Annotated in this window: 19 protein-coding genes; 14 read left to right on the forward strand and 5 right to left on the reverse strand. The window is 70.4% G+C overall.

What is annotated here, in order from left to right:
- The first annotated feature begins 3 nt into the window (after nucleotides 1-3).
- The 6 genes from ACWCXX_RS14475 to ACWCXX_RS14500 all read left to right on the forward strand — a co-directional run bounded on the left by ACWCXX_RS14475 (nucleotide 4) and on the right by ACWCXX_RS14500 (nucleotide 8,246).
- Nucleotides 4-1,299 carry a DUF4192 domain-containing protein gene (locus ACWCXX_RS14475; RefSeq protein ID WP_451126957.1) on the forward strand — a complete coding sequence of 432 codons (1,296 nt, stop codon included), beginning with the start codon at nucleotides 4-6 and terminating at the stop codon, nucleotides 1,297-1,299.
- A gap of 241 nt (nucleotides 1,300-1,540) precedes the next feature.
- Nucleotides 1,541-2,305, forward strand: a complete 765-nt coding sequence (locus ACWCXX_RS14480) for an NUDIX hydrolase (protein ID WP_451126959.1) — start codon at nucleotides 1,541-1,543, stop codon at nucleotides 2,303-2,305.
- 114 nt (nucleotides 2,306-2,419) lie between these two features.
- Entirely contained in the window at nucleotides 2,420-4,408 is a 1,989-nt protein-coding gene (locus tag ACWCXX_RS14485; RefSeq protein WP_451126961.1) for an ATP-binding cassette domain-containing protein, read from the forward strand.
- A gap of 115 nt (nucleotides 4,409-4,523) precedes the next feature.
- A complete protein-coding gene (locus tag ACWCXX_RS14490) occupies nucleotides 4,524-5,414 on the forward strand; it encodes a FadR/GntR family transcriptional regulator (RefSeq protein WP_451126963.1) in 891 nt (296 codons plus the stop codon).
- A gap of 324 nt (nucleotides 5,415-5,738) precedes the next feature.
- Nucleotides 5,739-7,289: an RNA polymerase sigma factor gene (locus ACWCXX_RS14495; protein WP_451126965.1), complete on the forward strand. Its 1,551-nt coding sequence runs from the start codon at nucleotides 5,739-5,741 to the stop codon at nucleotides 7,287-7,289.
- Nucleotides 7,290-7,415: 126 nt separating this feature from the next.
- Nucleotides 7,416-8,246 carry a S1 family serine peptidase gene (locus ACWCXX_RS14500; protein ID WP_451126967.1) on the forward strand — a complete coding sequence of 277 codons (831 nt, stop codon included), beginning with the start codon at nucleotides 7,416-7,418 and terminating at the stop codon, nucleotides 8,244-8,246.
- A gap of 101 nt (nucleotides 8,247-8,347) precedes the next feature.
- Here ACWCXX_RS14500 and ACWCXX_RS14505 read toward each other — a convergent pair whose 3' ends face one another.
- The gene (locus tag ACWCXX_RS14505) at nucleotides 8,348-8,578 is read right to left on the reverse strand and encodes a DUF7455 domain-containing protein (RefSeq protein ID WP_451126969.1); all 231 of its coding nucleotides are present in this window, start codon (nucleotides 8,576-8,578) and stop codon (nucleotides 8,348-8,350) included.
- A gap of 434 nt (nucleotides 8,579-9,012) precedes the next feature.
- Here ACWCXX_RS14505 and ACWCXX_RS14510 point away from each other — a divergent pair, with 434 nt between their 5' ends.
- From ACWCXX_RS14510 to ACWCXX_RS14530, 5 genes are all read left to right on the forward strand, one after another.
- Complete coding sequence (locus tag ACWCXX_RS14510; protein ID WP_451126971.1) at nucleotides 9,013-11,133, forward strand: DNA gyrase/topoisomerase IV subunit B; 2,121 nt, start codon at nucleotides 9,013-9,015, stop codon at nucleotides 11,131-11,133.
- 486 nt (nucleotides 11,134-11,619) lie between these two features.
- The gene (locus tag ACWCXX_RS14515; RefSeq protein ID WP_451126973.1) at nucleotides 11,620-12,783 is read left to right on the forward strand and encodes a sensor histidine kinase; all 1,164 of its coding nucleotides are present in this window, start codon (nucleotides 11,620-11,622) and stop codon (nucleotides 12,781-12,783) included.
- Complete coding sequence (locus tag ACWCXX_RS14520) at nucleotides 12,780-13,457, forward strand: response regulator transcription factor (RefSeq protein ID WP_451126975.1); 678 nt, start codon at nucleotides 12,780-12,782, stop codon at nucleotides 13,455-13,457. The genes ACWCXX_RS14515 and ACWCXX_RS14520 overlap by 4 nt, the downstream gene beginning before the upstream one ends.
- Before the next feature lie 131 nt (nucleotides 13,458-13,588).
- Nucleotides 13,589-14,032 carry a DUF485 domain-containing protein gene (locus tag ACWCXX_RS14525; RefSeq protein WP_451127104.1) on the forward strand — a complete coding sequence of 148 codons (444 nt, stop codon included), beginning with the start codon at nucleotides 13,589-13,591 and terminating at the stop codon, nucleotides 14,030-14,032.
- Nucleotides 14,029-15,621, forward strand: a complete 1,593-nt coding sequence (locus tag ACWCXX_RS14530; RefSeq protein ID WP_451126977.1) for a solute symporter family protein — start codon at nucleotides 14,029-14,031, stop codon at nucleotides 15,619-15,621. Before ACWCXX_RS14525 ends, ACWCXX_RS14530 begins: the two co-directional genes overlap by 4 nt.
- A gap of 40 nt (nucleotides 15,622-15,661) precedes the next feature.
- Here the strand turns inward: ACWCXX_RS14530 and ACWCXX_RS14535 are convergent, their stop codons facing one another.
- The 3 genes from ACWCXX_RS14535 to ACWCXX_RS14545 form a co-directional block, all read right to left on the reverse strand.
- Nucleotides 15,662-16,345 (reverse strand): DUF7342 family protein, encoded by a 684-nt coding sequence (locus ACWCXX_RS14535; RefSeq protein ID WP_451126979.1) that lies wholly within the window; start codon nucleotides 16,343-16,345, stop codon nucleotides 15,662-15,664.
- On the reverse strand, nucleotides 16,342-18,081 hold the full coding sequence (locus ACWCXX_RS14540) for a sensor histidine kinase (protein WP_451126981.1): 1,740 nt from the start codon (nucleotides 18,079-18,081) through the stop codon (nucleotides 16,342-16,344). Before ACWCXX_RS14540 ends, ACWCXX_RS14535 begins: the two co-directional genes overlap by 4 nt.
- An 81-nt stretch (nucleotides 18,082-18,162) precedes the next feature.
- Complete coding sequence (locus ACWCXX_RS14545) at nucleotides 18,163-19,488, reverse strand: citrate/2-methylcitrate synthase (protein WP_451126983.1); 1,326 nt, start codon at nucleotides 19,486-19,488, stop codon at nucleotides 18,163-18,165.
- Nucleotides 19,489-19,593: 105 nt separating this feature from the next.
- Between ACWCXX_RS14545 and ACWCXX_RS14550 the strand changes: the two genes are divergently transcribed.
- Nucleotides 19,594-20,754, forward strand: coding sequence for a citrate synthase/methylcitrate synthase (locus ACWCXX_RS14550; protein ID WP_451126985.1), 1,161 nt, complete (start codon nucleotides 19,594-19,596; stop codon nucleotides 20,752-20,754).
- Between the two features lie 21 nt (nucleotides 20,755-20,775).
- The gene (locus ACWCXX_RS14555) at nucleotides 20,776-21,906 is read left to right on the forward strand and encodes a CobW family GTP-binding protein (protein WP_451126987.1); all 1,131 of its coding nucleotides are present in this window, start codon (nucleotides 20,776-20,778) and stop codon (nucleotides 21,904-21,906) included.
- Nucleotides 21,907-21,940: 34 nt separating this feature from the next.
- Here the strand turns inward: ACWCXX_RS14555 and ACWCXX_RS14560 are convergent, their stop codons facing one another.
- Entirely contained in the window at nucleotides 21,941-24,391 is a 2,451-nt protein-coding gene (locus ACWCXX_RS14560) for a DNA gyrase/topoisomerase IV subunit A (protein WP_451126989.1), read from the reverse strand.
- A 276-nt stretch (nucleotides 24,392-24,667) separates the two neighbouring features.
- On the opposite strand from ACWCXX_RS14560, the gene ACWCXX_RS14565 reads away from it, so the two are divergent.
- Nucleotides 24,668-26,053, forward strand: a complete 1,386-nt coding sequence (locus ACWCXX_RS14565) for a M16 family metallopeptidase (RefSeq protein WP_451127106.1) — start codon at nucleotides 24,668-24,670, stop codon at nucleotides 26,051-26,053.
- Nucleotides 26,054-26,065: the final 12 nt, after the last annotated feature.

Below are 26,065 nucleotides of genomic sequence, written 5' to 3' on the forward strand. Positions count from 1 at the left end.
GCCATGAACCAGCACCACGAATCCAACGGTCCGGCCGACGAGCAGCAGATCACCCTGCGAGGCCCCGCCGAACTCGCAGACGCCCTCCCCTACCTCATGGGTTTCCACCCGAACGACAGCGTGGTCATGGTCGCCCTGCACGGCGGCAGGGGCCGCTTCGGCGGGCGGCTCAGGCTCGGCATCCCGCAGTCGCCCGAGGAATGGCCGTCCGTCGCGGAACAGCTCGCCGAGTGCCTGATCAAGGGGAGCGAGCGACGCGGGAGCCGCCCCGACGCGATCGTGATCTTCCTCTGTCAGGACCCTGCCGAGGGCGAGCCGGGCAGCAGGATCATGGAGCGGCTGCGGCCCCTGGCCCAGAATCTGCGTACGGCCTGCGGCGCGCTCGACGTGCCGGTGCTCGAAGCGCTCTGCATCTCCGACGGCCGGTACTGGTCCTACTGCTGTCCGGACGGCCGCTGTTGCCCCACGGAGGGAAATCGGCTGGCGATGCCCGGCACCTCGGTGATGGCGGCCGCCGCCGCGTACGCGGGCATCCAAGTGCGTGGATCGTTGCGGGAGATGGAGTCCAGGCTCATGCCCCTGGGGACCGCCGCCGAGGCGGATCAGCAACGCGCGCTCGACTCGGCAGGGGTCGAAATGGTGCCCAGGCTCCTCGACGAAGCGGGACGCAAGGCCGTGGCACGGGAGACCCTGGACCTCGCCCGGAGGCTCATGAAGCGCCTCGGGGAGGCGCCGCCGTCGACTCCCTCCACCGCGGACCTCGATGACGACCGGCTGATCAGCCATGACGAGGCGGCCGCGGTCATCCTCGGGCTGCAGGACCGGGAGACCCGCGACAGGGCGGCGGAATGGATGGAAGGCCCGGAAGCCGATTCCGCGCTGCGGCTCTGGCGGGCGCTGTCCCGCCGTTGTGTTTCGCCGTACGAAGAACACGCCGCTGCGCCGCTGACCCTGGCCGGCTGGGTCTCCTGGTCGACGGGAGACGAACCGGCCGCGCGGGTCGCGCTGGGACTCGCCCTGCGGATGGATCCCGAGTACACCTTCGCCCAGCTTCTCCACGAAGCGTGCAACCAGGGCCTCGACCCGGAGACGTTGCGTCGGTGCCTGCGCGGGGAGCGCAGCGCCCGGACGGGACGGCGGGGCCACCGTGCGACCCCGGGCGCGCGGCCTCGCACCACACGTCCGGCCACTGCGCGCCGGAAGAAGGCTCCGTCCGGCTCCTCCCGCCCCGAAACAGCGGTCCGGCGCCGGTCCGGGCGAGCCGCTCCGGGACGGAGCACCCCCAGGAACGACGGATGACTCGCAGACCCCGTCGCTGAGGCACGCCGGGACGGTGCGGACCGTCGGCGCCTCGTACGGCACCGGCTCGGGCAAGGAGCGGCCCACGGGGGTGAAGCCGGTGCCGGGGCGCGGGCCGCGGGCGGGCTCCGGCGCGACGACGGGCGCGGAGCACGAAGAAGGGTGGGCACGATGTGCGCGGGATCGAGAAGAGATCTTCGAAGGGAGTGTTTATCGTCAGGCAGACGACTATGATCGCGGCATGCCGCCCTACGACCCGTCGACTTTTCCGCCCTTCGCCGTCACCGTCGACCTGGTCGTGCTCACAGTGCGCCGTCACGCACTCTGCGCGCTGGTCGTACGTCGTGGTGAGCCGCCTTTCCAAGGGCGATGGGCCTTGCCCGGCGGCTTCGTGAGGACGGATGAAGATCTCGGAGCGGCGGCGGCGCGGGAGCTCGTGGAGGAGACCGGTCTGTGTGCCCAGGACCCGGCGGCTCCGGCAGTGGGGAACGGCGCCCACCTCGAACAACTCGCTACTTACGGTGACCCCGGTCGCGATCCGCGGATGAGGGTCGTCAGTGTCGCCCATCTAGCCCTGGCTCCCGATCTGCCGGCTCCACGGGCGGGTGGTGACGCGAATAGCGCGAGGTGGGCACCCGTCGGGGATCTGCTCGGACCGGAGGGGGGTTTCGGCCAGGAGGGCGAGAGCCAGGCTCCGCTGGCCTTCGACCATGCGCGGATCCTTGCCGACGGCGTCGAACGGGCCCGATCCAAGATCGAGTACTCCTCCCTGGCCACCGCCTTCTGCCCCCCGGCATTCACGGTCGGCGAGCTCCGGAGGGTGTACGAAGCGGTATGGGGCGTGGTCCTCGACCCGCGGAACTTCCACCGCAAGGTGACCGGCACCCCCGGCTTCCTGGTGCCCTCCGGCGGTACGACCACCCGTCAGGGTGGGCGTCCGGCCCAGCTCTTCCGGGCGGGGGCGGCCACGGTGCTCAACCCCCCGATGCTGAGGCCGGAGGTCTGAGCCCGCGGAACGCCCGCGATATCGAGGCTGCATAAAAAGTCCGATTTGTCGCGTTATCTTGCTGCGGTACCCATCCTGCCGCCGAGCGGTCTCACCCTTCCGCGAGAGATAGCGATGCTCCAGGCCATCGGACTCACCAGCGCCCCCCGCCGCGGCCTTCCGGCTGCTGTGGACGACCTCACCTTCGAAGCCCGGCCCGGCCGTGTCACCGCACTTCTGGGTGCCCCCGGCTCCGGGAAGACCGCAGCCCTCCGCCTCATGCTCGAACTGGACCAGGGGCGGGGCATCACCTACTTCCGGGGCAGACCGCTGCACCGGATCCCGCACCCGGTGCGTGAGGTGGGGGTGCTCCTCGGAGACGTACCGGGACACCCCGCCCGCACCGCCCGGGGGCAGCTCCGGATGCTCTGTGCCGCTGCGGGAGTGCCGGCGACGCGGGCCGACGAACTGCTCGACGTCGTGGGACTCGCCGGACTCGGGAGCCGACGCATCGGTGCGCTCTCACTCGGCATGGACCGTCGGCTCGCGCTTGCCTCGGCGCTGCTCGGCGACCCGTACGCGCTCGTCCTCGACGATCCGGCAGAGGGCCTTTCGTCGCGCGAGGGCGGCTGGCTGCACGAGTTGTTGCGGGCCCATGCGACACGAGGCGGGACCGTCCTGTACACCACGGCCGATCCCAAGGAGGCCGCGTGGAACGCCGACCGCGTGGTCACCATCGACAACGGCCGTCTCGTCGCCGACCAGGATGCCGGTGACTTCGCCCGGACCCGTCTGCGTCCCCGGGTCACGGTCCGGACCCCGCACGCGGCCCGCCTCGCCGCGGTCGTCAGCCGAGAGGCCAGGGCGGCCCGGCGCTCGGTCGAAGTGGTCGCCGAAGCGGGCAGTCGTCTCTCGGTGTACGGCTCCACGTGCGCGGAGATCGGTGACACGGCATTCCGGCACGGGCTCCCGGTGCACCAACTCGCCGATGAGGTCGGTCCCACCGCACCGGTGGGGCCGCCGAGAACAACAGAGCCCCCCGCGTCGGTGGAACCCGCGGAGGCGACGAGGCAGGAGCGCCCCGCCGGCCGCGCAAACCTCGAGGGACACGCAGACCTCGCAGGTCGCCCGAGCCCGGCAGGTCATGGGGACACCACGGGTCCCGTACGTCCTGCGGCTGCCGCAATCCTCGCAGGCTCGGCAGCTTCCGCAGCGCCTGGTGATGCAGGGAAGGCGGCCCTTTCCCGGCCGGTCGTGCGGGCAGCAGTCCCAAAGCTGCCGCCGCCTGTTCGGCGCCGTCCGGCACGCGGTCCACTCCATCCGCTGCGGTACGAGCTGCGCCGCATGTTCGGGGTCAGAACAGCCCCCTTGATCATGGCCGCTGTCATGGTGCTCTCGGTCGGGCTCTCCGTGCTGTTGGCCCGTACTGGTCATACGCCCCTGCCGAAGGTGCTGGCGGCCTGGCCGTCGCTGCTGCCCCTGCCACCCGCGGCGGTCGGCGCCGGGGTGCTCGGCGCCCTGTCGTTCGGCGACGAGTTCCGCTACCCCGCGCTCGCCGCGGGGCGAGGCGCGATTCCCCGCCGACTGGGGTTGCTCCTTGCCAAGCTGGTGGTGTCCGCGGGCGTTGCCGTGGTGCTTGCTCTGGCCGTCGTCCTGGCCTCCGCCGAAGCCCTGCGCGTCGTGTACGGCCCCGATCTGATCGGCATTCCGCCGAATTCGGCTTCGCTGTGCGTCGGTTGGGCGGGGCTGATCGTGGGCTGTGCGTGGGCGGGGCTCCTGGCCGCCGGAGTCTTCCGGGTGACCACGGCCGGTGTCGCCGCGGTGCTCGCCGTCCCGGTGCTTGTGGCTCCACTTGTCCGGAAGGTGCTGGCGGTGGGGCCGGGCTCCCGTCAGGTTGCCGGGCTGCCGGGCAGGCTCCGCGAACTGATGTGGCCGAGCTGGCCCCACGAGACGGACCGATGGGTGGCGGCGGCCGTGCGGCTCGTGGCCCATCCGGTGGGGGCCGCGTTGTCGTTGTCCTTGTCGGTCCTGGTCTGCGTGTATCTGCTCACCGGCCTTCACGGCAGGGTCCGTTGGCGGTCGCGGAACGGTGTCGGACCGAGTGAGAGCCCACAACTCCCGTGAGAATGACTGGTTTATACCGGTTAGACGTCAATTGGTGGGTGGGTGCCGATCACCCTTTCGTGTGCTTTTCACCAAAGACCTCAAGAGCTGAGTGAGCTGCGCCGACAAAGGATGCGTGAGTACCCTTGCGCACACCATGATGACCGCCGCCCGCTCCGCCGATTCCGGCCTCGCCGGCCCGGGTGAACTCGATCGCTACCCGTCGTACGCGGAGGCGCCGGCCGGCGAGCGCGCCGCTCTTCGCACCTGGGACGGTCCCGATGCCGAGCTCGGCCGGGTGGGCCGACGGGGCTCGGCCAGCCGGGGCCGCGGCCTCCACGGCCAACTCGTTCAGCAGCTGGGTCAGATGATCGTTTCCGGCGATCTGGGCGCCGACCGCCCCCTCGTTCCGGAGGAGATCGGTCAGCGTTTCGAGGTTTCCCGGACCGTCGTGCGTGAATCGCTGCGCGTCCTCGAAGCCAAGGGACTGGTCAGCGCCCGGCCCAACGTGGGTACCAGGGTCCGCCCCGTCAGTGACTGGAACCTGCTGGACCCCGACATCATCGAATGGCGCGCCTTCGGTCCCCAGCGCGAGGACCAGCGCCGCGAGCTGGGGGAGCTCCGCTGGACGATCGAGCCGCTCGCCGCGCGTCTCGCCGCAGGCCATGGCCGTGAGGACATCCAGCAGCGCCTCGGCGACATGGTCGAGATCATGAGGCACGCGGTCGGCCAGGGCGACGCGATCACCTGCTCCCGGGCGGATGCGGAGTTCCACTCCCTGCTCATCCAGGCGGCGGGCAACCGGATGCTCGAGCACCTCTCGGGCATCGTCGCCGCGGCGCTGCAGGTCTCGGGCGGCCCGGTCACGGGCTGTGACCGCCCCGGCGACACGTCGCTCGGCCACCACGCCCGGATCGTCGAGGCCCTCGCGTCCGGCGACGCGGCGGGTGCCGAAACGGCCATGCGTCAACTGCTCGTCGTTCACCCCGAGGTGGAGCGGGTGGTACCCGCGCCCCGCGAGCACTGAGCGCAGTACGGCCGGGGTGCGAACCACGTGTCGCCGGGCCCTTCACGGTCCGGCGGCACAATTGTGGGGAGGAATGCACTCTTGGCCTCGTTCGTCGCAAATGAGGTGTGACTCGGGCCACGCGTATTGGGCGTAACACTCCTCGAAGCAGTGCGATGACTTAAGAGGTGACCGCCACGGAAGGAATACAGCAGCCGTTCAGTGCGCTGTGCAGTTCTGAGGCCAAGCCCCGCGCCGCCGGTACTTCCCAGCCCGGCGGTCGTCGGCTCCAGCCCTCACCGGGGCCGGGCCGGAAGCCGTTTCCATCGTTCCGAGAGGTTGTTCGTGTCGGCCAGCACATCCCGTACGCTCCCGCCGGAGATCGCCGAGTCCGAGTCTGTGATGGCGCTCATCGAGCGGGGAAAGGCTGATGGGCAGATCGCCGGCGATGACGTGCGTCGGGCCTTCGAGGCTGACCAGATTCCGCCAACCCAGTGGAAGAATGTTCTGCGCAGCCTCAATCAGATCCTCGAGGAAGAGGGTGTGACGCTGATGGTCAGTGCCGCGGAGCCGTCCAAACGTGCCCGCAAGAGCGTCGCAGCGAAGAGCCCGGTCAAGCGCACCGCCACCAAGACCGTCGCGGCCAAGACGACCGTGACGAGGACTGTCGCGGCCACCGCCGCTCCGTCGGCAGAGACCGTGGACCCGGCGGCCGGTGACGCTGCCGCGACCGGCCCTGCGAAGAAGGCGGCAGCCAAGAAGACGGCTGCCAAGAAGACCGCTGCGAAGAAGACGGCGGCCAAGAAGACAGCAGCGAAGAAGTCCGGGAAGCAGGACGACGAGCTTCTCGACGGCGACGAGGCGATCGAGGAAGTAAAGGTCGGCAAGGGCGGCGAGGAAGAGGAGGGCGAGGGCGAGAACAAGGGCTTCGTTCTCTCCGACGACGACGAGGACGACGCGCCTGCGCAGCAGGTCGCCGTCGCCGGTGCCACCGCCGACCCGGTCAAGGACTACCTGAAGCAGATCGGCAAGGTTCCCCTCCTCAACGCCGAGCAGGAGGTCGAGCTCGCCAAGCGCATCGAGGCCGGGCTGTTCGCCGAGGACAAGCTGGCGAACTCCGACAAGCTCGCCCCGAAGCTCAAGCGTGAGCTGGAGATCATCGCCGAGGACGGCCGCCGCGCCAAGAACCACCTGCTGGAGGCCAACCTCCGTCTCGTGGTCTCGCTGGCCAAGCGTTACACCGGCCGCGGCATGCTCTTCCTGGACCTCATCCAGGAAGGCAACCTCGGTCTGATCCGCGCGGTCGAGAAGTTCGACTACACCAAGGGCTACAAGTTCTCCACGTACGCCACCTGGTGGATCCGTCAGGCGATCACCCGCGCCATGGCCGACCAGGCCCGCACCATCCGTATCCCGGTGCACATGGTCGAGGTCATCAACAAGCTCGCCCGTGTGCAGCGCCAGATGCTCCAGGACCTGGGCCGCGAGCCCACGCCGGAGGAGCTGGCCAAGGAGCTCGACATGACCCCCGAGAAGGTCATCGAGGTCCAGAAGTACGGCCGTGAGCCGATCTCTCTCCACACCCCGCTGGGTGAGGACGGGGACAGCGAGTTCGGTGACCTGATCGAGGACTCCGAGGCGGTCGTGCCGGCCGACGCGGTCAGCTTCACGCTCCTCCAGGAGCAGCTGCACTCGGTGCTCGACACGCTCTCCGAGCGTGAGGCCGGTGTGGTCTCGATGCGCTTCGGTCTCACCGACGGCCAGCCGAAGACGCTGGACGAGATCGGCAAGGTCTACGGCGTGACGCGTGAGCGCATCCGTCAGATCGAGTCGAAGACCATGTCGAAGCTGCGTCACCCGTCGCGTTCGCAGGTGCTGCGCGACTACCTCGACTAGGAGCAGAAGTGCGTGAGGGCCCGGAACCCCATGGGGTTCCGGGCCCTCGGCCTATCAATGGGTGCGTCGGACGGGCAGCGGGACGACTCTGGGTGGGAACGGTTCACCACAGAGTCAGGAGTGCGCATGTCCCGTACCGTCTTCCGTGCCCTGACCGGGGCGTTCGCCCTGGTTGCCGCCGCAGCCGCGATACCTCTTGCGTCCCCCGCCCGAGCGGCCGAGGACGGCATAGTCGTCGGTGGTCAGCCCGCACACGTTAAGGACAGCCCCTGGGTGGTGGCGCTGTCCAGCCGCGAACGGTTCGGAGAGGCGCGTGCCGGGCAGTTCTGCGGCGGTGTCGTGGTGGCACCCAAGAAGGTGCTGACCGCCGCGCACTGCTTGAGTCGCGAGGCGCTCGGCGCCGAGGCCGGCCAGGTGCGGGACCTGAAGGTCATTGTGGGCCGCGACGCCCTGCGCGGGACCGGGGGGCAGGAGGTACCGGTACGGGCGGCATGGGCCAATCCCGCGTTCGACCCGGTCACGAACGCGGGGGACCTGGCGGTACTCACACTGGCCGACGCGCTGCCAAAGGAGAGTGCGATCCGGATGGCCGAATCGGGGGACGCGGCGTACACGCCGGGCACCGGGGCCGTGGTCTACGGGTGGGGTGACACGACTGGTAACAACGACTACGCGTCGTCGCTCCGTTCCGCGAAAGTGAGCGTTCTGCCGGACAGCATGTGCGCGCAGGCGTATCCGGGTGGCAGGAACGGTACGTACGATCCCTCAGCGATGCTCTGCGCGGGCGAACTGCTGGGCGGGCACGATGCATGCCAGGGGGACAGCGGAGGGCCGCTGGTGGCCCGTGGGCGGCTCATCGGGCTGGTGTCCTGGGGGAACGGCTGCGCGAAGGCAGGAAACCCCGGGGTGTACACGCGGATCTCCGCCGCGATCGGCTGGATGCCGGAAGGCGGCTGAGCGGCCGCGCCACGTGAGTACGAGAACGGGCGGCTCCCTCGCGGGGAGCCGCCCGTCGGCAGGTCCGGGACCTGGCCCGAGCTCGTCGGGAATGCGAGGTGTCAGTGTTCCTCTTCGGCGGCTTGGGCCTGTACAGCCGTGAGCCGCTCCGTCTCATCCTGTATTTCCGCGGCGATCTTCTTGAGTTCCGGCTCGAACTTGCGACCGTGGTGGGCACAGAAGAGCAGTTCACCGCCGCTGATCAGGACGACGCGCAGATATGCCTGGGCGCCGCAACGGTCACAGCGGTCTGCTGCGGTCAGCGGGCTCGCGGGGGTCAGAACAGTAGTCACGTCGCCTCTTCTCTAGCTCGACGAGCTGTCGTACCAGGGTCAACATCCAACCAGGCCGAAAACGTTCCCGCTCGTGGCTTTTCTTCGAAACTTCTTCTCGAGGTGGCTGTCTGTTGACGGTTGGCGGCGAATGTGCCGTATTGCGTAGCGCTACGGTTTCGCGTTGCTTGTCTTGGTGGATCCTCCCGGCTGGCTTGCCGGTTCGTTCATGAGGACGTGCCCGGAGCCTAAATGGTTCATGCCTGGAAGGGAACGTGATGTGCGCGTCACTCCTGCGGGTGACCGAACGTATGTGCGAGGATGGATTGATGTGAAGGTTGTCGGAGGGTGGCGTTACAACCGCTCTACCAGGCCTCGGTACGCTCTCAGCGGCTACCGAAGCCGAGCCCGATACCCACTGGGCCCCAAATGAAATTCAGCGAGGAGCGAACCGCGTGACCGCCGATACGTCCGTGCCGTCCACTGCGCTGCTGACCGGAGCAGACCGAGACGGTTCCAACTACACCGCGCGGCATCTGCTCGTACTCGAGGGGCTCGAAGCGGTTCGCAAGCGCCCCGGCATGTACATCGGGTCCACCGACAGCCGCGGCCTCATGCACTGCCTCTGGGAGATCATCGACAACTCCGTCGACGAGGCCCTGGGCGGCTTCTGCGACCACATCGAGGTCATCCTCCACGACGACAATTCCGTGGAGGTCCGGGACAACGGGCGAGGTATCCCCGTCGACGTCGAGCCCAAGACCGGCCTGTCGGGCGTCGAGGTCGTGATGACCAAGCTCCACGCCGGCGGAAAGTTCGGCGGCGGCTCGTACGCCGCTTCGGGCGGTCTGCACGGCGTCGGCGCCTCCGTCGTCAACGCGCTCTCCGCCCGGCTCGACGTCGAGGTCGACCGCAACAGCGCGACCCACTCGATCAGCTTCCGCCGCGGAGTTCCGGGAATCTTCACCGAGCAGGGGCCGGACAGTCCGTTCGACCCGGCCAACGGTCTGCTCAAGGGCAAGCGGGTGCCGAAGACGCGCACCGGCACCAGGGTGCGTTACTGGGCGGACCGGCAGATCTTCCTCAAGGACGCCAAGCTCAGCCTGGAGACGCTCCACCAGCGGGCGCGGCAGACGGCCTTCCTCGTCCCCGGCCTCACGATCGTCGTCCGCGACGAACGCGGTCTCGACGGCGCGGGCAAGACCGAGGAGACCTTCCACTTCGACGGCGGCATCAGCGAATTCTGCGAGTACCTCGCCCAGGACAAGGCGGTCTGCGACGTCCTGCGCCTGAGCGGGCAGGGCACGTTCAAGGAGACCGTGCCGGTGCTGGACGAGCGCGGCCACATGACGGCGACCGAGGTCACCCGGGAACTCGCGGTGGACATCGCCCTGCGCTGGGGCACCGGCTACGACACCACCCTCAAGTCCTTCGTCAACATCATCGCCACCCCCAAGGGCGGCACGCATGTGACCGGATTCGAGCGCTCCGTGACCAAGACGATCAACGAGGTGCTCCGCTCGGCCAAGCTGCTCCGCGTCGCCGAGGACGACATCGTCAAGGACGACGCGCTGGAGGGGCTGACCGCGGTCGTCACCGTGCGCCTGGCGGAGCCGCAGTTCGAGGGGCAGACCAAGGAGGTGCTCGGCACCTCGGCGGCGAACCGGATCGTCGCCAACGTCGTGGCGAAGGAACTCAAGGCTTTCCTGACCTCGACGAAGCGCGATGCGAAGGCCCAGGCCAGGGCGGTCCTGGACAAGGCCGTGGCCGCCGCGCGCACCCGGATCGCGGCCCGTCAGCACAAGGACGCGCAGCGTCGCAAGACGGCGCTCGAGTCCTCCTCGCTGCCGGCGAAGCTCGCCGACTGCCGCAGCGACGACGTGGACCGCAGCGAACTCTTCATCGTCGAGGGAGACTCCGCGCTCGGCACGGCGAAGCTCGCCCGGAACAGTGAGTTCCAGGCGCTGCTGCCGATCCGGGGCAAGATCCTCAATGTCCAGAAGGCATCTGTCTCGGACATGCTGAAGAACGCCGAGTGCGGCGCGATCATCCAGGTCATAGGAGCCGGGTCCGGCCGGACCTTCGACATCGACGCCGCGCGCTACGGGAAGATCGTCCTGCTGGTGGACGCCGATGTCGACGGCGCGCACATCCGCATCCTGCTGCTGACGCTCTTCCAGCGGTACATGCGGCCCATGGTCGAGGCGGGCCGGGTCTTTGCCGCCGTGCCCCCGCTCCATCGCATCGAGCTGGTCCAGCCGAAGAAGGGCCAGGACAAGTACATCTACACGTACTCCGACAACGAGCTGCGGCAGCGGCTGCTGGAGCTCCAGCGGAAGAACATCCGGTACAAGGACTCGATCCAGCGCTACAAGGGCCTGGGCGAGATGGACGCGGACCAGCTGGCGGAGACCACGATGGACCCGCGTCACCGCACCCTGCGACGGATCAACATCGGCGACCTGGAGTCGGCCGAGCAGGTCTTCGATCTGCTGATGGGCAACGAGGTGGCTCCGCGCAAGGAGTTCATCACCAGCTCCGCCGCCACCCTGGACCGCTCGCGCATCGACGTCTGAGCGTCTCGCACAACGATGTTTGAGAGTCGCTGTCTCCACCCGTGGATGGAGACAGCGACTCCACCCATGATCAACCCCTGAGCCGATCCCCCGGCCCGGCCGTTTCCGTAGCGTCGAAGGCGTTCAACCTTCCCGCGAATCGGAGGCAGCCATGTCGGGGCTCGTCGATGGCCTGGTGACCGTTGCGGTCGCAGTCGCCGTGATGGTCCGCCGGTTCCAGGCGCAGCAGATCACGGGCGAGCGGCGCCGGTGGGTCCTGCCGGGGGTCCTCCTCGTCCGGGCAGGGGGAGCGGGGCTATGGGCGGCCCTCCGTAGGGCTGCCTCGCTGACGGGTGTGGACCGAGGCACGGCCGCTCTTCCGCCGGTCCTCGCGGTGACGGCGACGGTGCGCGGAGGCGTGCTGACGTGGCGCCCGGGACGGACGAGTCCGGTGTACGCCGAACCGGTCGTCGGGACGACGCCGCAGCCGAGGTGGAAGGACCGCGGGTGATGCGTACGACCTGGACGAGCTGGCCTTCCCGGGAGGCGCTCTCGGAAGCGAGCCGTACCCGCCCCCGGAAGGTGATCACCTGGTCGGTCCGGGCGGTGCTGCTCGCCGTCATGCTGCTGGGGACGTTCAGTGGCGGGCGGTTCGGCCCCTGGGAGATCGCGCTCGGGCTGGTGGGAGTGCTGGGCTGCGCGGTCACCGCGTGGGCGTTCTTCCGGACCAGCCTGGAGCACCGGCTCTGGCCCTCGCTCGGACTGCTGACGCTGTTGCTGCTGGCGGCCTTCGGGGCGCATCGGGCCGATGCCGATCTGCCGGCGACAATCCTGTGGTGCGGTTGCGCGGTCACCGCGCTGGAGCGGCTGCCGCTCATGGCAGGTGTTCCCGTCACGGCCCTCACGCTCGGCGCGTACGCCGTCGTCAACACCGACGGCTGGTTCGCCACGGCCACGACCACCGTGGGCCTCTCGCTGGCCGGTTACGTGATCCGGCTGGATGCCGAGGCCCGTGGCAACGCCCAGAGACTCCTCGTGCAGGAGCGGGCGGCCCGAGCGGCGGAGGCCGAGACGGCAGCCCTGGGCGAGCGGGCCAGGATCGCGCGGGAGATCCACGATGTGCTCGCCCACAGCCTCTCGGCGCAACTGGTACATCTGGAGGCGGCGCGGCTGCTGATCGAGCGGGAGCCCGCGGGGGAGTTCCGGGACAGAGTGCTGGAGCGGGTCGTGGCGGCGCGGTGCATGGCGCGCGAGGGGCTCGCGGAGACTCGCCAGGCTCTCTCCGCGCTCCGGGGAGAGGTGTCTCCGGTGGAGGACTTCCTGAGACAACTGGTGGCCTCCGAGCCCGCGGAGGTCAGTGTGGCGGGGGAGCAACGGGCGCTGACGGCCGAGGCGTCGCAGACGGTCCGGCGGGTGGCGCAGGAGGCACTGACCAATGTGCGCAAGCACGCGCCGGGGGCCAGGGTGCTCGTCCGGCTGGAGTACCTGCCGGACGGAGTCGCCCTGGAGGTCAGGGACTCGGGTGGGGGCGTTCCCGAGGGTGAACTCGCGGGCAGTGGATCCGGATACGGTCTGTTGGGGATGAGGGAACGGGCCGAGCTGATGGGCGGGACGCTGGAGGCGGGCCCGGCCGAGGAGGGTTTCGTGGTGAGTCTGCGAGTGCCCGCGTGAACGCGCGGGTCGTGGTCGCCGACGACCAGTCGGTGGTGCGCGAAGGAATCGTGATGCTGCTGGGGCTGTTGCCCGGCATCGAGGTGATCGGATCGGCGAAGGACGGCGAGGAAGCCGTCGCGCTCGTGGCCGAACTGGCCCCCGACGTAGTCCTGATGGACCTGCGGATGCCCCGGTGCGACGGGGTCGAGGCGACACGGCGGATCCGCAGGGACCACCCCGGTACCCAGGTGGTGGTGCTCACGACGTTCGCGGACGACGACTCGCTCTTCCCCGCGCTGCGGGCAGGGGCCCGCGGCTACCTCACCAAGGACGCCGGGGGCGAGGAGATCGTGCGGGCCGTCCAGGCCGTGCTGTCGGGCGAAGCGGGACTCTCCCCGAGCGTGCAGCGTCGGCTGCTGGAACGCGTCACCACGAGTCCTCTGCCACCGGACCCGCTGCCCGAGCAGCAGTTGCCCGACGGCCTGACACCACGTGAGGTGGAGGTGCTGGCCCTGATCGCGGAGGGGCTGTCCAACGCGGAGATTGCCCGGCAGCTGCACATTTCGCAGGCCACCGTGAAAAGCCACATCAACAATCTCTTCGCCAAGGCCGGGGTGCGCGACCGGGCGCAGGCCGTTCGTTATGCGTACGTTCGGGGCCTCGCACAGCCGCCCGGTTCGGTCTTCACCTGAAGAGGTGAAGACCGGCGAATGGCACGCCCGGGGTCTTCCTGATCTGCCCATTCTTGAGTACACGGCCGAAGTAGTCCGTGGACAAGGGGAGTTGTTCCGTGGAGAAGGAAGCAGGGCGTGAGGTCGCAGCAGTGCGGCTCGACGACCCGTGGCACGACGAGCCGATCTCCGGACGGGACGGGCCGGGCGGCACGGGGGCCTTCGTCCCCGCCGGACGACCCGCACCCCCGGAGCCGCGACGCGGCCACAGCGCGGCCGACATCTACCTGGAGGTGCAGCGCAGCGGGGCCTTCCAGGAAGTACGCCGCAGGTACCGACGGTTCGTCATTCCCGCCACTCTCGCCTTCCTCGTCTGGTACCTGGCCTATGTCGTCGCCGCGATCACCGCTCCCGGACTGATGGCCCGGCCGGTGGCCGGAGCGCTCAACGTCGCGATGATCGCGGGGCTCGGGCAGTTCCTCACGACCTTCCTGCTCACCGGGGTGTACGCACGGCACGCGCGCCTGCGCCGGGACCGGGCCGCGCTCGAATTGCGCTGGGAGACCCAGGAGATGACACGGGGGGTTGGACGTTGAACGGGAACCACCAGACGCTGGCGCTCGTGCTGTTCAGCACCTTCATCGCGGTGACGCTCGCCATCACCGCCTGGGTGAGCCGCAACCGCCATGGCTCGGCCGAGGAGTTCTACGCGGGCGGCAGGCTGTTCTCCCCGATGGAGAACGGGTTCGCCATTGCGGGCGACTACATGTCGGCCGCCTCCTTCCTCGGCATCTCCGGCCTCATCGCCCTCTTCGGCTACGACGGCATGCTCTATTCGGTCGGTTTCCTCGTCGCCTGGCTCGTCGTCCTGCTGTTGGTTGCCGAACTGGTCCGCAACTGCGGCCGGTTCACGCTCGCCGATGTGGTGGCCGCGCGGATGGCGGAGCGTCCGGTCCGGATCGCGGCGGGAACCTCCTCCGTCACCGTGTCCGTGCTCTACCTCGTGGCGCAGATGGTGGGTGCGGGCAGCCTGGTCGCCCTGCTGCTCGGCGGTACGAGCGGTGCGGCCCGTTCCTGGACCGTCATCGGTGTCGGCGCGCTCATGGTCGTCTACGTGTCGTTCGGCGGGATGCGCGCCACCACCTGGATCCAGATCGTCAAGGCCGTGCTGCTGATGGCAGGGGCGGTCGCGCTGACGGTGCTCGTCCTGATTCATTTCCACGGCAACTTCAACACCCTGCTCAGCTCCGCCGCCGAACGGAGCGGGCACGGCGGCAGGTTCCTCCTGCCCGGCCTCCGGTACGGCGGGAGCTGGACCGCGCGCATCGACTTCATCAGCCTGGGCCTGGCCCTGGTGCTCGGCACGGCGGGGCTGCCGCACATCCTGTCGCGGTTCTACACCGTGCCCACCGCCCGTGCGGCTCGCCGTTCCGTCGTCTGGTCGATCGGGCTCATCGGCGGTTTCTACCTGATGACGATCGCACTCGGCTTCGGGGCGGCCGCCCTGGTCGGCTCGGCCGAGGTGCGGGCGTCCAACGCCGCGGGCAACACGGCGATCCCGCTGCTGGCCATGGAGCTCGGCGGCGGTGAGGGATCCACCGGAGGCACGATCCTGTTCGCCGTGGTCGCCGCCGTCGCCTTCGCGACCATCCTCGCGGTCGTCGCGGGGATCACCCTCGCCTCGTCCGCCTCGGTGGCCCACGACCTCTACGCCTCACTCAGGCGGCCGGACGCCAAGCAGTACAGCGAGGTCGCCGTCGCCAGGGTGGCGGCGGCCGGGATCGGGGTCGCCGCCATCGGGCTCGGCCTGATCGCCCAGAACCTGAACGTGGCCTTCCTGGTGGGGCTCGCCTTCGCCGTCGCCGCCTCGGCCAATCTCCCCGTGCTTCTGTACTCCCTGTTCTGGCGGAATTTCACCACGCGGGGAGCAGTCTGGTCCGTCTACGGCGGACTGATCCCCGCCGTGCTGCTCGTCCTGTTCTCACCGGTCGTCTCCGGCAGCCCCGCCTCGCTGTTTCCCGGGGTGGACTTCCAGCTCTTCCCGCTGGAGAACCCCGGACTGGTCTCCATCCCGCTGGGCTTCCTGGCCGGCTGGATCGGAACGGTCACGTCCCCCGAGCCGCCCGACGAGGCCAAGCACGCGGAGACCGAGGTCCGGGCACTGACCGGAGCGGGGGCGGTGTAGGAACCCGCGAGCCGCCGGGGCGTGCGACGGGGCCGGGCGATCAGGTCCGACTGCCGGAGGACCAGGTGTAGCGGTGTTCGGGGCGGCCCGTCTCGCCGTACCGCAGGGTCAGTCGCACCCTGCCGGTCTTCTCCAGCAGCTTCAGATAGCGTTGGGCGGTCTGACGGCTCATTCCGGCGCTCTCCGCGATCTCCTGCGCGGAGAGCGGCCCGTCGGCGTTCCGGAGCGCCTGCCTGACCAGTTCTGCCGTGGTCGGCGAGTGGCCCTTGGGCAGGTCGGGCTCGCCGGCGGCCCACAGCGCACCGAAGAGCCGGTCCACCTCGCCCTGTTCGGCCTCCCCGCCGCGTTCGAGAGTGTGGCGCAGCGCCGCGTAGCCCTCCAGTTTGGTGCGCAGTCCCGCGTACGCGAACGGTTTCACCAGGTACTGCAGCGCGCCGTGCCGCATGGCCTCCTGCACGGTGGCGACATCGCGCGCGGCCGTCACCATGATCACGTCGGTGTGGTGACCGCGCCTGCGCAGTTCGCGCACCATGGCCAGGCCGTTGTCGCCGGGCATGTAGTGGTCCAGCAGGACCAGGTCCACACGTCGGCTCTCGATCGCGGCGAGGGCCTCGGCGGCGGAGTGGACCTGATCGACCACCCGGAAGCCCGGCACCCTGGAGACATAGGCCGCGTTCACCTTCGCGACGCGGACGTCGTCGTCCACGACCAGGACCTCGATCACTGGGCTTCTCCCACGGTTCCGGTGGCCGGTGCGGTCGTCCCCGGCGCGGCCGTTTCCGGGCCCGCCGCTCCGGGGCCGTTCACGGGCGGGGGCCCGGTCCGGCCCGGTTCCGCCACGTCCGCGTCGGTCAGGGCCTCCGGCAGTACGACGGTGAACTCGGCACCGCCGTCCACGGCCTCGTCGACGGTGGCACCGCCACCCTGCCGTTCCGCCAGCCGTCGCACCAGGGCGAGGCCGAGGCCGCGCTTGCCGTGCGCCGGGATCTCCTTGGTCGACCAGCCCTCCATGAAGATCGTTTCGCGTTGTCCGGGAGGGACGCCGGGGCCGCTGTCGCGGACCCGCAGCACCACGGTACGGCCCTCGGTGCGCAGTCCCACCTCGACCAGGGCACCGTCCGTGCCGGCCGCCGCGTCCAGCGCGTTGTCCACGAGGTTGCCGACGACGGTGACCAGTCCGCGCGGGTCCACCAGCCGGTCCGGGAGCAGAGTCCCGGGGGCCATGCGCAGCGCGACGCCGCGCTCCGCAGCGACCGTGGCCTTGCCGACCAGGAGCGCGGCCAGCAACGGATCGCGCACCTTCTCGGTGACCTGCTCGGCCGTCGCCCGGTGCACACCGACGACCTCGGTGACGTACTCCATGGCGTCCTCGTGCATGTCCAGCTCCAGCAGACCCAGGAGCGTGTGCATCCGGTTGGCGTGCTCGTGGTCCTGCGCCCGAAGCGCGTCGATCAGACCACGGGTGGAGTCGAGTTCACGGCCGAGGTGTTCGAGTTCGGTGCGGTCGCGGAGGGTGGCGACGGCGCCGCCGTCGTCGGTCGGCATCCGGTTGACCAGCAGGACCCGGGTGCCCTGCACCGTCAGCAGATCGTCGCCCAGCACCCGTCCCGCCAGCACGTCGGCCGTCCGCCCCGCGTCGAGCACGGAGTCCAGCGGACGGCCGGCGGCATCGGGGCCGAGTCCGAGCAGCCGCTGCGCCTCGTCGTTCAGGAGCCGCACCCGCCCGGTCCGGTCCAGCGCGACGACGCCCTCCCTGATGCCGTGCAGCATCGCCTCGCGCTCGGTCAGCAGTGCGGAGATGTCGGAGAACGCGAGGTCATGGGTCTGCCGCTGGAGCCGCCGGGAAATCAGGTACGCGGCCAGCGCCCCCACGGCGAGCGCGCCGCCCGCGTAGACGATCAGTCCCGGGATCGCCGCGAGCAGCCGGGCACGGACGCTGTCGTACGCGATGCCGACGGAGACGGCTCCCACGACGCGGCTCGACCCGTCGCGGAGCGGCACCTTCCCCCGGGCCGACCGGCCGAGCGTTCCGCTGTCGATCTCCATGACGTTCCGGCCCGCGAGCGCGTCGCTCGGGTCGGTGGAGACGACCTTGCCGATCTTGCCGACGTCGGGGTGCGACCAGCGCACCCCGCGCCGGTCCATGACGACGACGTACTCGGCGCCGGTGGCCCGCCGAATCCGTTCGGCCGCCGACTGCACGGGCCCGGCGGGGGACGGGGCCGTGGCGAGCAGCGACTCGGCGATCCGCGGCTCGGCCGCCGTGCTCTGCGCGATGGCCAGGGCGCGGCGCATCGCCTGGTCGTCGAGCTGGGCGCTGAGCGGTGCCAGGAAGAGACCGGTGGCCAGTGCGGTCACACCGGTGGCGATGGCCAGCTGCATCAGCAGGACCTGGGAGAAGACCCGCTGCGGCCAGCCGAAGCGGCGTGCTCTTCCAGGAGTGGGCGGTGGGGCGCTCATCGTATGAACGGTAAGCGGCGTTATGACCCTTTGTGAAATTCTTCCCGCTTCTCCCCGCGCCGTCGTCGTGCGGCCCCAGCGTTACGGCGCGGCCCGTCGCGGCAGGCCCTGCTCGGCGGTGGGCAGTGGCCGAGGAGGCCGGGGACCGCAGTACTGGCCGCTGGGACGCATGCGCAAGGGGCGCTCCTCGTACTCCTCCAGCGCGTGCGCGATCCACCCGGCCGTGCGGGACACCGCGAACACCGTCTCACCGGCCTCCGCTGCCATGCCGGAGGAGACCGAGAGCACGGCGAGCGCCAGATCGACATTGGCGAGCAGGGGCGCGTGCCGGGCGGTCGTGACGACCACGTCGTGGGCCGCGGCGAGCGCCCCGGCGGCCTGCGGCACCTTCGCGAGCAGGGCGAACAGCGCCTGCGCCCGGGGGTCCTCGGCCGTGTAGAGGCGGTGTCCGAGCCCCGGGACCCTGCGTCCGGCACGGAGGTGATCGGCGACCACCGGGACCGCGCTGCCCCGCTCCAGGACCTCGGCCAGCATCCGGTGGGCCAGACCGCTCGCCGCCCCGTGCAGCGGCCCCTCCAGCACTCCGAGACCCGCGGAGACCACCGCGTACGGATGGGCGTGGGCGGACGCGGCGACCCGGGCGGCCAGTGTCGACGCCGCGAGATCGTGGTCGATCAGCAGGCCGAGGGCTCCGTCCAGCGCGGTGACGGACGGCTCGTCGGCCGGCCGGGCGGTGAGCTTCGACCACAGCTGCCGGGCCAGGCCGGGCCCGTCCCCGGCCGCCCGGTCCTCGGTCCCGCCATCGGCCGGGGGAGTGCCGCCGGCCGGAGGAAGCGCGCCGACCAGGGTCGGCACGAGACCGCGCGCACTGGCGAGCACGGCCTCGCGCGAGAGGTCGAAACGGAGCGGATCGGCGCTGGCCGCGGCGATCACCGCTACCCGCAGCCGATCCGTCGGACCGCTGTGCGCGGGCAGCGCGTCGACCGCCGTGCGCGCCGCGGCCAGCGCCCCGTCGGGCGCCGTGAAACGGATGCCGGGGTGCAGCTCACCGGTCCAGAGCCACTCGGCGACCTCCTCGTAGGCGTACTCCCGGGCCAGCTCGGTCGCGTCGACGCCGCGGAAGTAGTAGTGGTCGTCCTCGATCAGGGTGAGACCGGTGCGGAAGGCCAGGTCGCCGACGGCGGGCGGGGGTTCCCGGCGGCCCGTGCGCCGGGCCAGGGCGTCGACCTCCGCCGCGTCGAACGTGCTGCCGCGCCCGCCGGGGGCGCGGGTGCTGCTCAGCTGGCCCCGGCTGACGTAGGCGTACACCGTCTCCGGCTTCACTCCGAGACGCTCGGCCGTCTCCCGGGTGCTGAGCCGCCGGGGCGCCGCCCCGGAACCCTCGCCGGGTGCTGCTTGATCCTTCATGCCGCCAACCGTATCTATATTGATTCAATCAACATTGACAGATATTGAGTCCATCTTAGATGGTCGAATCAATATTGATGAGCCCCGGACCCCACGGAGGAAACGATGTCGACCACGACCGGCGGCACCCCGCTCGACGTACCCCGAGGACTGGCGGGCGTCGTCGTCACCGACACGGCCCTCGGCGACGTCCGAGGACGCGAGGGCTTCTACCACTACCGGCAGTACTCGGCGATCGAACTGGCGCAGACCCGCAGCTTCGAGGACGTCTGGTACCTGATGTTCGAGGGGACGCTGCCCGACGCCGCGGCCCGTGCCGAGTTCGCCTCCCGCACCGCCGCCCTGCGCCGACTCCCCGCACAGGTGCGCGAGGCCCTGCCCGCCACAGCGCGTGCGGGAGCCGTCTCCGGCCCCCTGGCCGGGCTGCGCACCGCCCTCTCGCTCCTCGGCGCCTCGGCCGGATTCCGGCCGGTGTACGACCTCGACGCCGACCGGCGCCGCGACGACGCCCTGGCCGCCTGCGCGGCCGTCCCCACCGTGCTCACCGCCCTGCACCGGCTCGGCCGGGGCCTCGAACCGGTCGAGCCGCGCGACGACCTGCCCCACGTGGCCAACTACCTCTACATGCTCACCGGCTCCGTACCGGACGCCGCACGCGTCAGGGCCGTGGAGCAGTACCTGATCTCCACCATCGACCACGGCTTCAACGCCTCGACCTTCACCGGCCGCGTGGTCGCCTCCACCGGCGCCGATGTCGCGGCCTGTCTGGTGGCCGCCGTCGGCGCACTCTCCGGCCCGCTGCACGGCGGAGCGCCCAGCCGCGCCCTCGACACCCTGGACGCCATCGGCACCCCCGATCGCATCGACGGCTGGATCCGCGAACAGGTGCTCGCGGGCAGGCGGATCATGGGCTTCGGGCACCCCGTCTACCGCACCGAGGACCCCCGCTCACGCATGCTGCGAAGCATCGCCCAGGGCTTCGGCGGCCCGCTCGTCGACTTCGCCGTCGAGGTGGAACGACAGGTCGAGACGATCCTCGCCGAGCTCAAGCCGGGCCGCGAACTGCACACCAACGTGGAGTTCTACGCCGGGGTCGTCATGGAGCTGTGCGGCCTGCCGCGCGAGATGTTCACACCGACCTTCTGCGCGGCGAGGGTGGTCGGCTGGAGCGCCAATATCCTGGAGCAGGCGGAGGACTCGAAGATCATCAGACCGGCGGCCCGTTACGTGGGCACGCCCCCGCCGCAGCCGGTCCCGGCGCCCTGAGGCCATCGAGGAAGGTTTCCGTTGAACCCGTCGTCCCCGTCCCGCAAGCAGCAGATTCCGGTCATCGTCCTTGCGGGGTTCCTGGGATCGGGCAAGACGACCCTGCTCAACCACCTCCTCGCCAACCGTGCGGGAAACCGGATCGGCGTGATCGTCAACGATTTCGGCTCCATCGAGATCGACGCCATGACCGTCTCGGGACAGGTCGGCTCCACCGTCTCGCTGGGCAACGGATGCCTGTGCTGCGCGGTCGACGCGAGCGAACTCGACACCTTCCTCGACACGCTGACCCGGCCCTCCGCCCGCCTCGACGTGATCGTCATCGAGGCCAGCGGACTGGCCGAGCCGCAGGAACTGGTACGGATGCTCCTGGCCAGCGACAACCCGGACATCGTCTACGGGGGGCTGGTGGAGGTCGTGGACGCCGCCGGGTTCGACGCCACCCGGGAACGCCATCCGGAGATCGACCGCCACCTCGCCGTCGCCGACCTCGTCGTGCTGAACAAGACCGACCTGGTCGGGAGCAAGGAACTGGACCGGGTCGGGAAGGCCGTCGCCGCAGCCGGTGCCCCGGTCGTGGACGGGAAGCCGGTCGGCGGCGGGCCCGCGGTCGTCCGTGCCACGTACGGACGCATCGATCCGGAACTCCTCTTCGACCCGACACTGCGACCGGACGGCGCCGAGAAGGCACGCCAGCTCACCTTCGAGGACCTGCTCCTGGCGGAGCGGGCCGAGGGGGAGGGCCACGACGCACACGGACACCACCTCCACGCCGCCTACGAGAGCGTGTCCTTCACCGCGGACGCGCCCATGAACCCCCGCCGCCTGATGGACTTCCTCGACTCCCGCCCGCAGGGCCTCTACCGGATCAAGGGATTCGTCGACTTCGGTGTGGGCGACCGGGCCAACAAGTACGCCCTGCACGCGGTCGGCAGGTTCCTGCGGTTCGACCCGCGGCCGTGGACGCGCGACGAGTCGCGCCTCACCCAGCTGGTGCTGATCGGTTCCGGCATCGACCCCGAGGCCCTGCGCAAGGAGCTGGACGACTGCCGCGAGAGTGCCGCGCCGGGCCCGGACACGACGCAGGACGCCGCACACGAACGAAGCATGTGGGGCGTCCTGCGGTACGTGCAGCGGCCCGACGACGCGTAGGCAGTGCCCCGCCCCGCGTCGCCGGACCGGTCGGCTACACCGGGCCCGCGATCACCGCGACCGGCTTGACCAGCGGCGTCCCCGAACCGTCGCGCCGCGGATCGGGCTCCGGCAGCTCGGACGGCGTGCCGTTGGACTGCGCGGCGCGGGCGGGCACCGCACCCGCCCAGCCGAACACCAGGACGTCCTCGCCCTTGAGGAACCGCTGACAGCGCACCCCGCCGGTGGCCCGGCCCTTGCGCGGATACTGGTCGAACGGGGTGAGCTTGCACGTCCGCACCGAGTCGTCCAGCGTGCCGTGCGAGCCCGCGACGGTGAACACCATCGCGTCCGCCGCCGGGTCCACAGCGGTGAAGGAGATCACCTCGGCGTCCGCCGCCAGCTTGACCCCCGCCATGCCCCCGGCGGGCCGGCCCTGCGGCCGCACCTGCGCCGCCGGGTAGCGCAGCAGCTGCGCGTCGGAGGTGATGAACACCAGGTCCTCCTCGCCGGTCCGCAGCTCGGCGGCACCGACGATCCGGTCACCGGACTTGAGGGTGATGACCTCCAGCTCGTCCTTGTTGGCCGGATAGTCCGGCACCACCCGCTTGACGACGCCCTGAAGGGTGCCGATCGCCAGGCCGGGGGACGCCTCGTCGAGCGTCGTCAGGCAGACGACCGTCTCGTCGTTGCCCAGGGTGAGGAACTCGGAGACCATCGCCCCACCCGACAGATTGGGCGCCGCGTGGGTGTCCGGCAGCTGGGGCAGATCGATCACCGGGAGCCGCAGCAGCCGGCCCGTCGACGTCACCACGCCCACATCGCCCCGCGCCGTCGCCGGTACGGCCGACACGATCACGTCGTGCTTGGCGCGCTTGGCGTCCTCGGTGAGGACGATCGGCTCGTCACCGGCGGTACGGGCCAGCAGACCGGTCGAGGAGAGCAGCACCCGGCACGGGTCGTCCGCGACCTCCAGCGGCACCGAGGCGACCTGCGTACCGGCCGACTCCAGCAGCACCGTACGCCGGGCGGTGCCGAACTTCTTGGCGACCGCGGCCAGTTCCGTGGAGACGAGCTTGCGCAGCTCGGCGTCCGACTCGAGGATGGCGGTCAGCTTGTCGATCTCGTCGTTGAGCCGGTCCCGCTCGCTCTCCAGCTCGATCCGGTCGAACCGGGTCAGCCGACGCAGCGGGGTGTCCAGGATGTACTGCGTCTGGACCTCGCTCAGCGAGAAGCGCTCGACGAGCCGCTCCTTCGCCTGCGCCGAGTTGTCACTGGAGCGGATGAGGCGGATGACCTCGTCGATGTCGACCAGCGCGACGAGCAGACCCTCGACCAGGTGGAGCCGGTCGCGGCGCTTGCCCCGACGGAACTCGCTGCGTCGGCGCACCACGTCGAAGCGGTGGTCGAGGTAGACCTCCAGCAGCTCCTTGAGGCCCAGCGTGAGCGGCTGCCCGTCGACCAGCGCCACGTTGTTGATGCCGAAGGAGTCCTCCATCGGCGTCAGCTTGTAGAGCTGCTCCAGCACGGCCTCCGGCACGAAGCCGTTCTTCACCTCGATGACCAGGCGCAGGCCGTGCTCGCGGTCGGTCAGGTCCTTCACGTCCGCGATGCCCTGGAGCTTCTTGGCCGAGACCAGGTCCTTGATCTTGGCGATCACCTTCTCCGGACCGACGGTGAAGGGGAGTTCCGTGACGACCAGGCCCTTGCGACGGGCCGTCACGTTCTCCACGGAGGCGGTCGCGCGGATCTTGAACGTGCCGCGCCCCCGGGCGTACGCGTCCTTGATGCCGCCCAGGCCCACGATCCGGCCGCCGGTGGGCAGGTCGGGGCCGGGCACGAACCGCATCAGGGTCTCCAGGTCCGCGCCCGGGTGCTTGATCAGGTGCCGGGCAGCGGCGACGACCTCGCCCAGGTTGTGCGGCGGCATGTTGGTCGCCATGCCGACCGCGATCCCGGACGAGCCGTTGACCAGGAGGTTCGGGTACGCGGCGGGGAGAACGGTCGGCTCCGTCTCCTGCCCGTCGTAGTTCGACTGGAACGCGACGGTGTCCTCGTCGATCGACTCCGTCATCAGCGACGTCGCGTCGGCCATCCGGCACTCGGTGTACCGCATGGCGGCCGGCGGGTCGTCGTTCCCGAGCGAGCCGAAATTGCCGTGGCCGTCGACCAGGGGGAGCCGCATGGAGAACGGCTGCGCCAGCCGGACCAGCGCGTCGTAGATCGACGCGTCGCCGTGCGGGTGCAGCTTGCCCATGACCTCGCCGACCACGCGGGCGCACTTCACGAAGCCGCGGTCGGGGCGCAGGCCCATCTCGTTCATCTGGTAGACGATGCGGCGGTGCACCGGCTTCATGCCGTCCCGGGCGTCGGGCAGGGCCCGGGAGTAGATCACCGAGTACGCGTACTCGAGGAAGGAGCCCTGCATTTCGTCGACGACGTCGATGTCGAGGATCTTCTCCTCGAAGTCGTCCGGCGGCGGGGTCTTCGTGCTGCGGCGGGCCATCGCTGCTGCGACTCCTTCACGGATTCTGTTCGGGCAACCTCAGGTTCTGACGCGGACCATTGTGGACCGCCGCACTGACATCCCCGACCTCGACCCGGCCCAAAGGGCGTCCGGGGCGCCCGCCGAGGGTGTTTCCCGCCCCTGCGCGCGGGGGGTGCGCCCCCCTTTCACGCGAACTTCCGCGGGACGGGAACTTCGCCAGGCGCGTGTGCGCTTGCTTACAGTGGCAGGTCTCGCAGGAAATCCAGTATCGCGATCGAAGGGACGTACATGCCCATGGGTCACACGGCCACAGCTCAGGCCGGTTCCGGCGGCTTGACAGCGACCGAGCACCGCCTGGCCAACGGCCTGCGCGTGGTGCTCTCCGAGGACCATCTGACCCCGGTCGCCGCGGTCTGCCTCTGGTACGACGTCGGCTCGCGCCACGAGGTCGAGGGACGCACCGGCCTGGCTCACCTCTTCGAGCACCTGATGTTCCAGGGCTCCGGCCAGGTCAAGGGGAACGGCCACTTCGAGCTGGTGCAGGGGGCCGGCGGTTCGCTCAACGGGACCACCAGCTTCGAGCGCACCAACTACTTCGAGACCATGCCCGCCCACCAGCTGGAGCTGGCCCTCTGGCTGGAGGCCGACCGCATGGGCTCGCTGCTCGCCGCGCTCGACGAGGAGTCGATGGAGAACCAGCGGGACGTCGTCAAGAACGAGCGCCGCCAGCGCTACGACAACGTCCCCTACGGCACGGCGTTCGAGAGGCTGACCGCCCTGGCCTACCCCGAGGGCCACCCGTACCACCACACCCCGATCGGCTCGATGGCCGACCTGGACGCCGCGACCCTGGAGGACGCGCGCACCTTCTTCCGTACCTACTACGCGCCCAACAACGCGGTGCTCTCGGTCGTCGGCGACATCGACCCCGAGCAGACCCTCGCCTGGATCGAGAAGTACTTCGGCTCCATCCCGTCCCACGACGGCAAGCAGCCGCCGCGCGACGGCGCGCTCCCCGAGATCATCGGCGAGCAACTGCGCGAGGAGGTCCGCGAGGAGGTCCCGGCGCGCGCCCTGATGGCCGCCTACCGGCTGCCGCACGACGGCACCCGGGAGTGTGACGCGGCGGACCTCGCGCTGACCGTGCTCGGCGGCGGCGAGTCGTCCCGGCTGCACAACCGTCTCGTCCGCCGTGACCGTACGGCCGTGGCGGCCGGGTTCGGGCTGCTGAGACTGGCCGGGGCGCCCTCGCTCGGCTGGCTGGACGTCAAGATGTCCGGCGGGGTCGAGGTGCCGCAGGTCGAGGCCGCGGTCGACGAGGAGCTCGCCCGGTTCGCCGCCGAGGGCCCCACACCCGAGGAAATGGAGCGTGCGCAGGCCCAGTTGGAGCGCGAGTGGCTGGACCGGCTCGGCACGGTCGCGGGCCGCGCGGACGAACTGTGCCGCTTCGCCGTGCTGTTCGGCGACCCGCAGCTCGCCCTGACCGCCGTGCAGCGGGTGCTCGACGTCACCGCGGAGGAGGTCCAGGCCGCCGCCAGGGCCCAGCTGCGCCCCGACAACCGGGCGGTGCTGGTCTACGAGCCGGTCGAGTCGGCCGAGCCCGCCGATACGGCCGAGCCCGCCGACATGGCGGAGACCGACGCCGACGACACCGACGCGCACGAAGGAGCGGGCAAGTGACCGACGCCGCCG

Source organism: Streptomyces sp. NPDC001732 (assembly GCF_053596315.1).

Coding starts and splice junctions, on each gene's coding strand:
- ACWCXX_RS14545 (WP_451126983.1), bottom strand. CDS start 19,488: ATGAAGGATCAAGCAGCACCCGGCGAGGGTTCCGGGGCGGCGCCCCGG.
- ACWCXX_RS14550 (WP_451126985.1), top strand. CDS start 19,594: ATGTCGACCACGACCGGCGGCACCCCGCTCGACGTACCCCGAGGACTG.
- ACWCXX_RS14565 (WP_451127106.1), top strand. CDS start 24,668: ATGGGTCACACGGCCACAGCTCAGGCCGGTTCCGGCGGCTTGACAGCG.
- ACWCXX_RS14485 (WP_451126961.1), top strand. CDS start 2,420: ATGCTCCAGGCCATCGGACTCACCAGCGCCCCCCGCCGCGGCCTTCCG.
- ACWCXX_RS14560 (WP_451126989.1), bottom strand. CDS start 24,391: ATGGCCCGCCGCAGCACGAAGACCCCGCCGCCGGACGACTTCGAGGAG.
- ACWCXX_RS14480 (WP_451126959.1), top strand. CDS start 1,541: ATGCCGCCCTACGACCCGTCGACTTTTCCGCCCTTCGCCGTCACCGTC.
- ACWCXX_RS14540 (WP_451126981.1), bottom strand. CDS start 18,081: ATGAGCGCCCCACCGCCCACTCCTGGAAGAGCACGCCGCTTCGGCTGG.
- ACWCXX_RS14475 (WP_451126957.1), top strand. CDS start 4: ATGAACCAGCACCACGAATCCAACGGTCCGGCCGACGAGCAGCAGATC.
- ACWCXX_RS14500 (WP_451126967.1), top strand. CDS start 7,416: ATGTCCCGTACCGTCTTCCGTGCCCTGACCGGGGCGTTCGCCCTGGTT.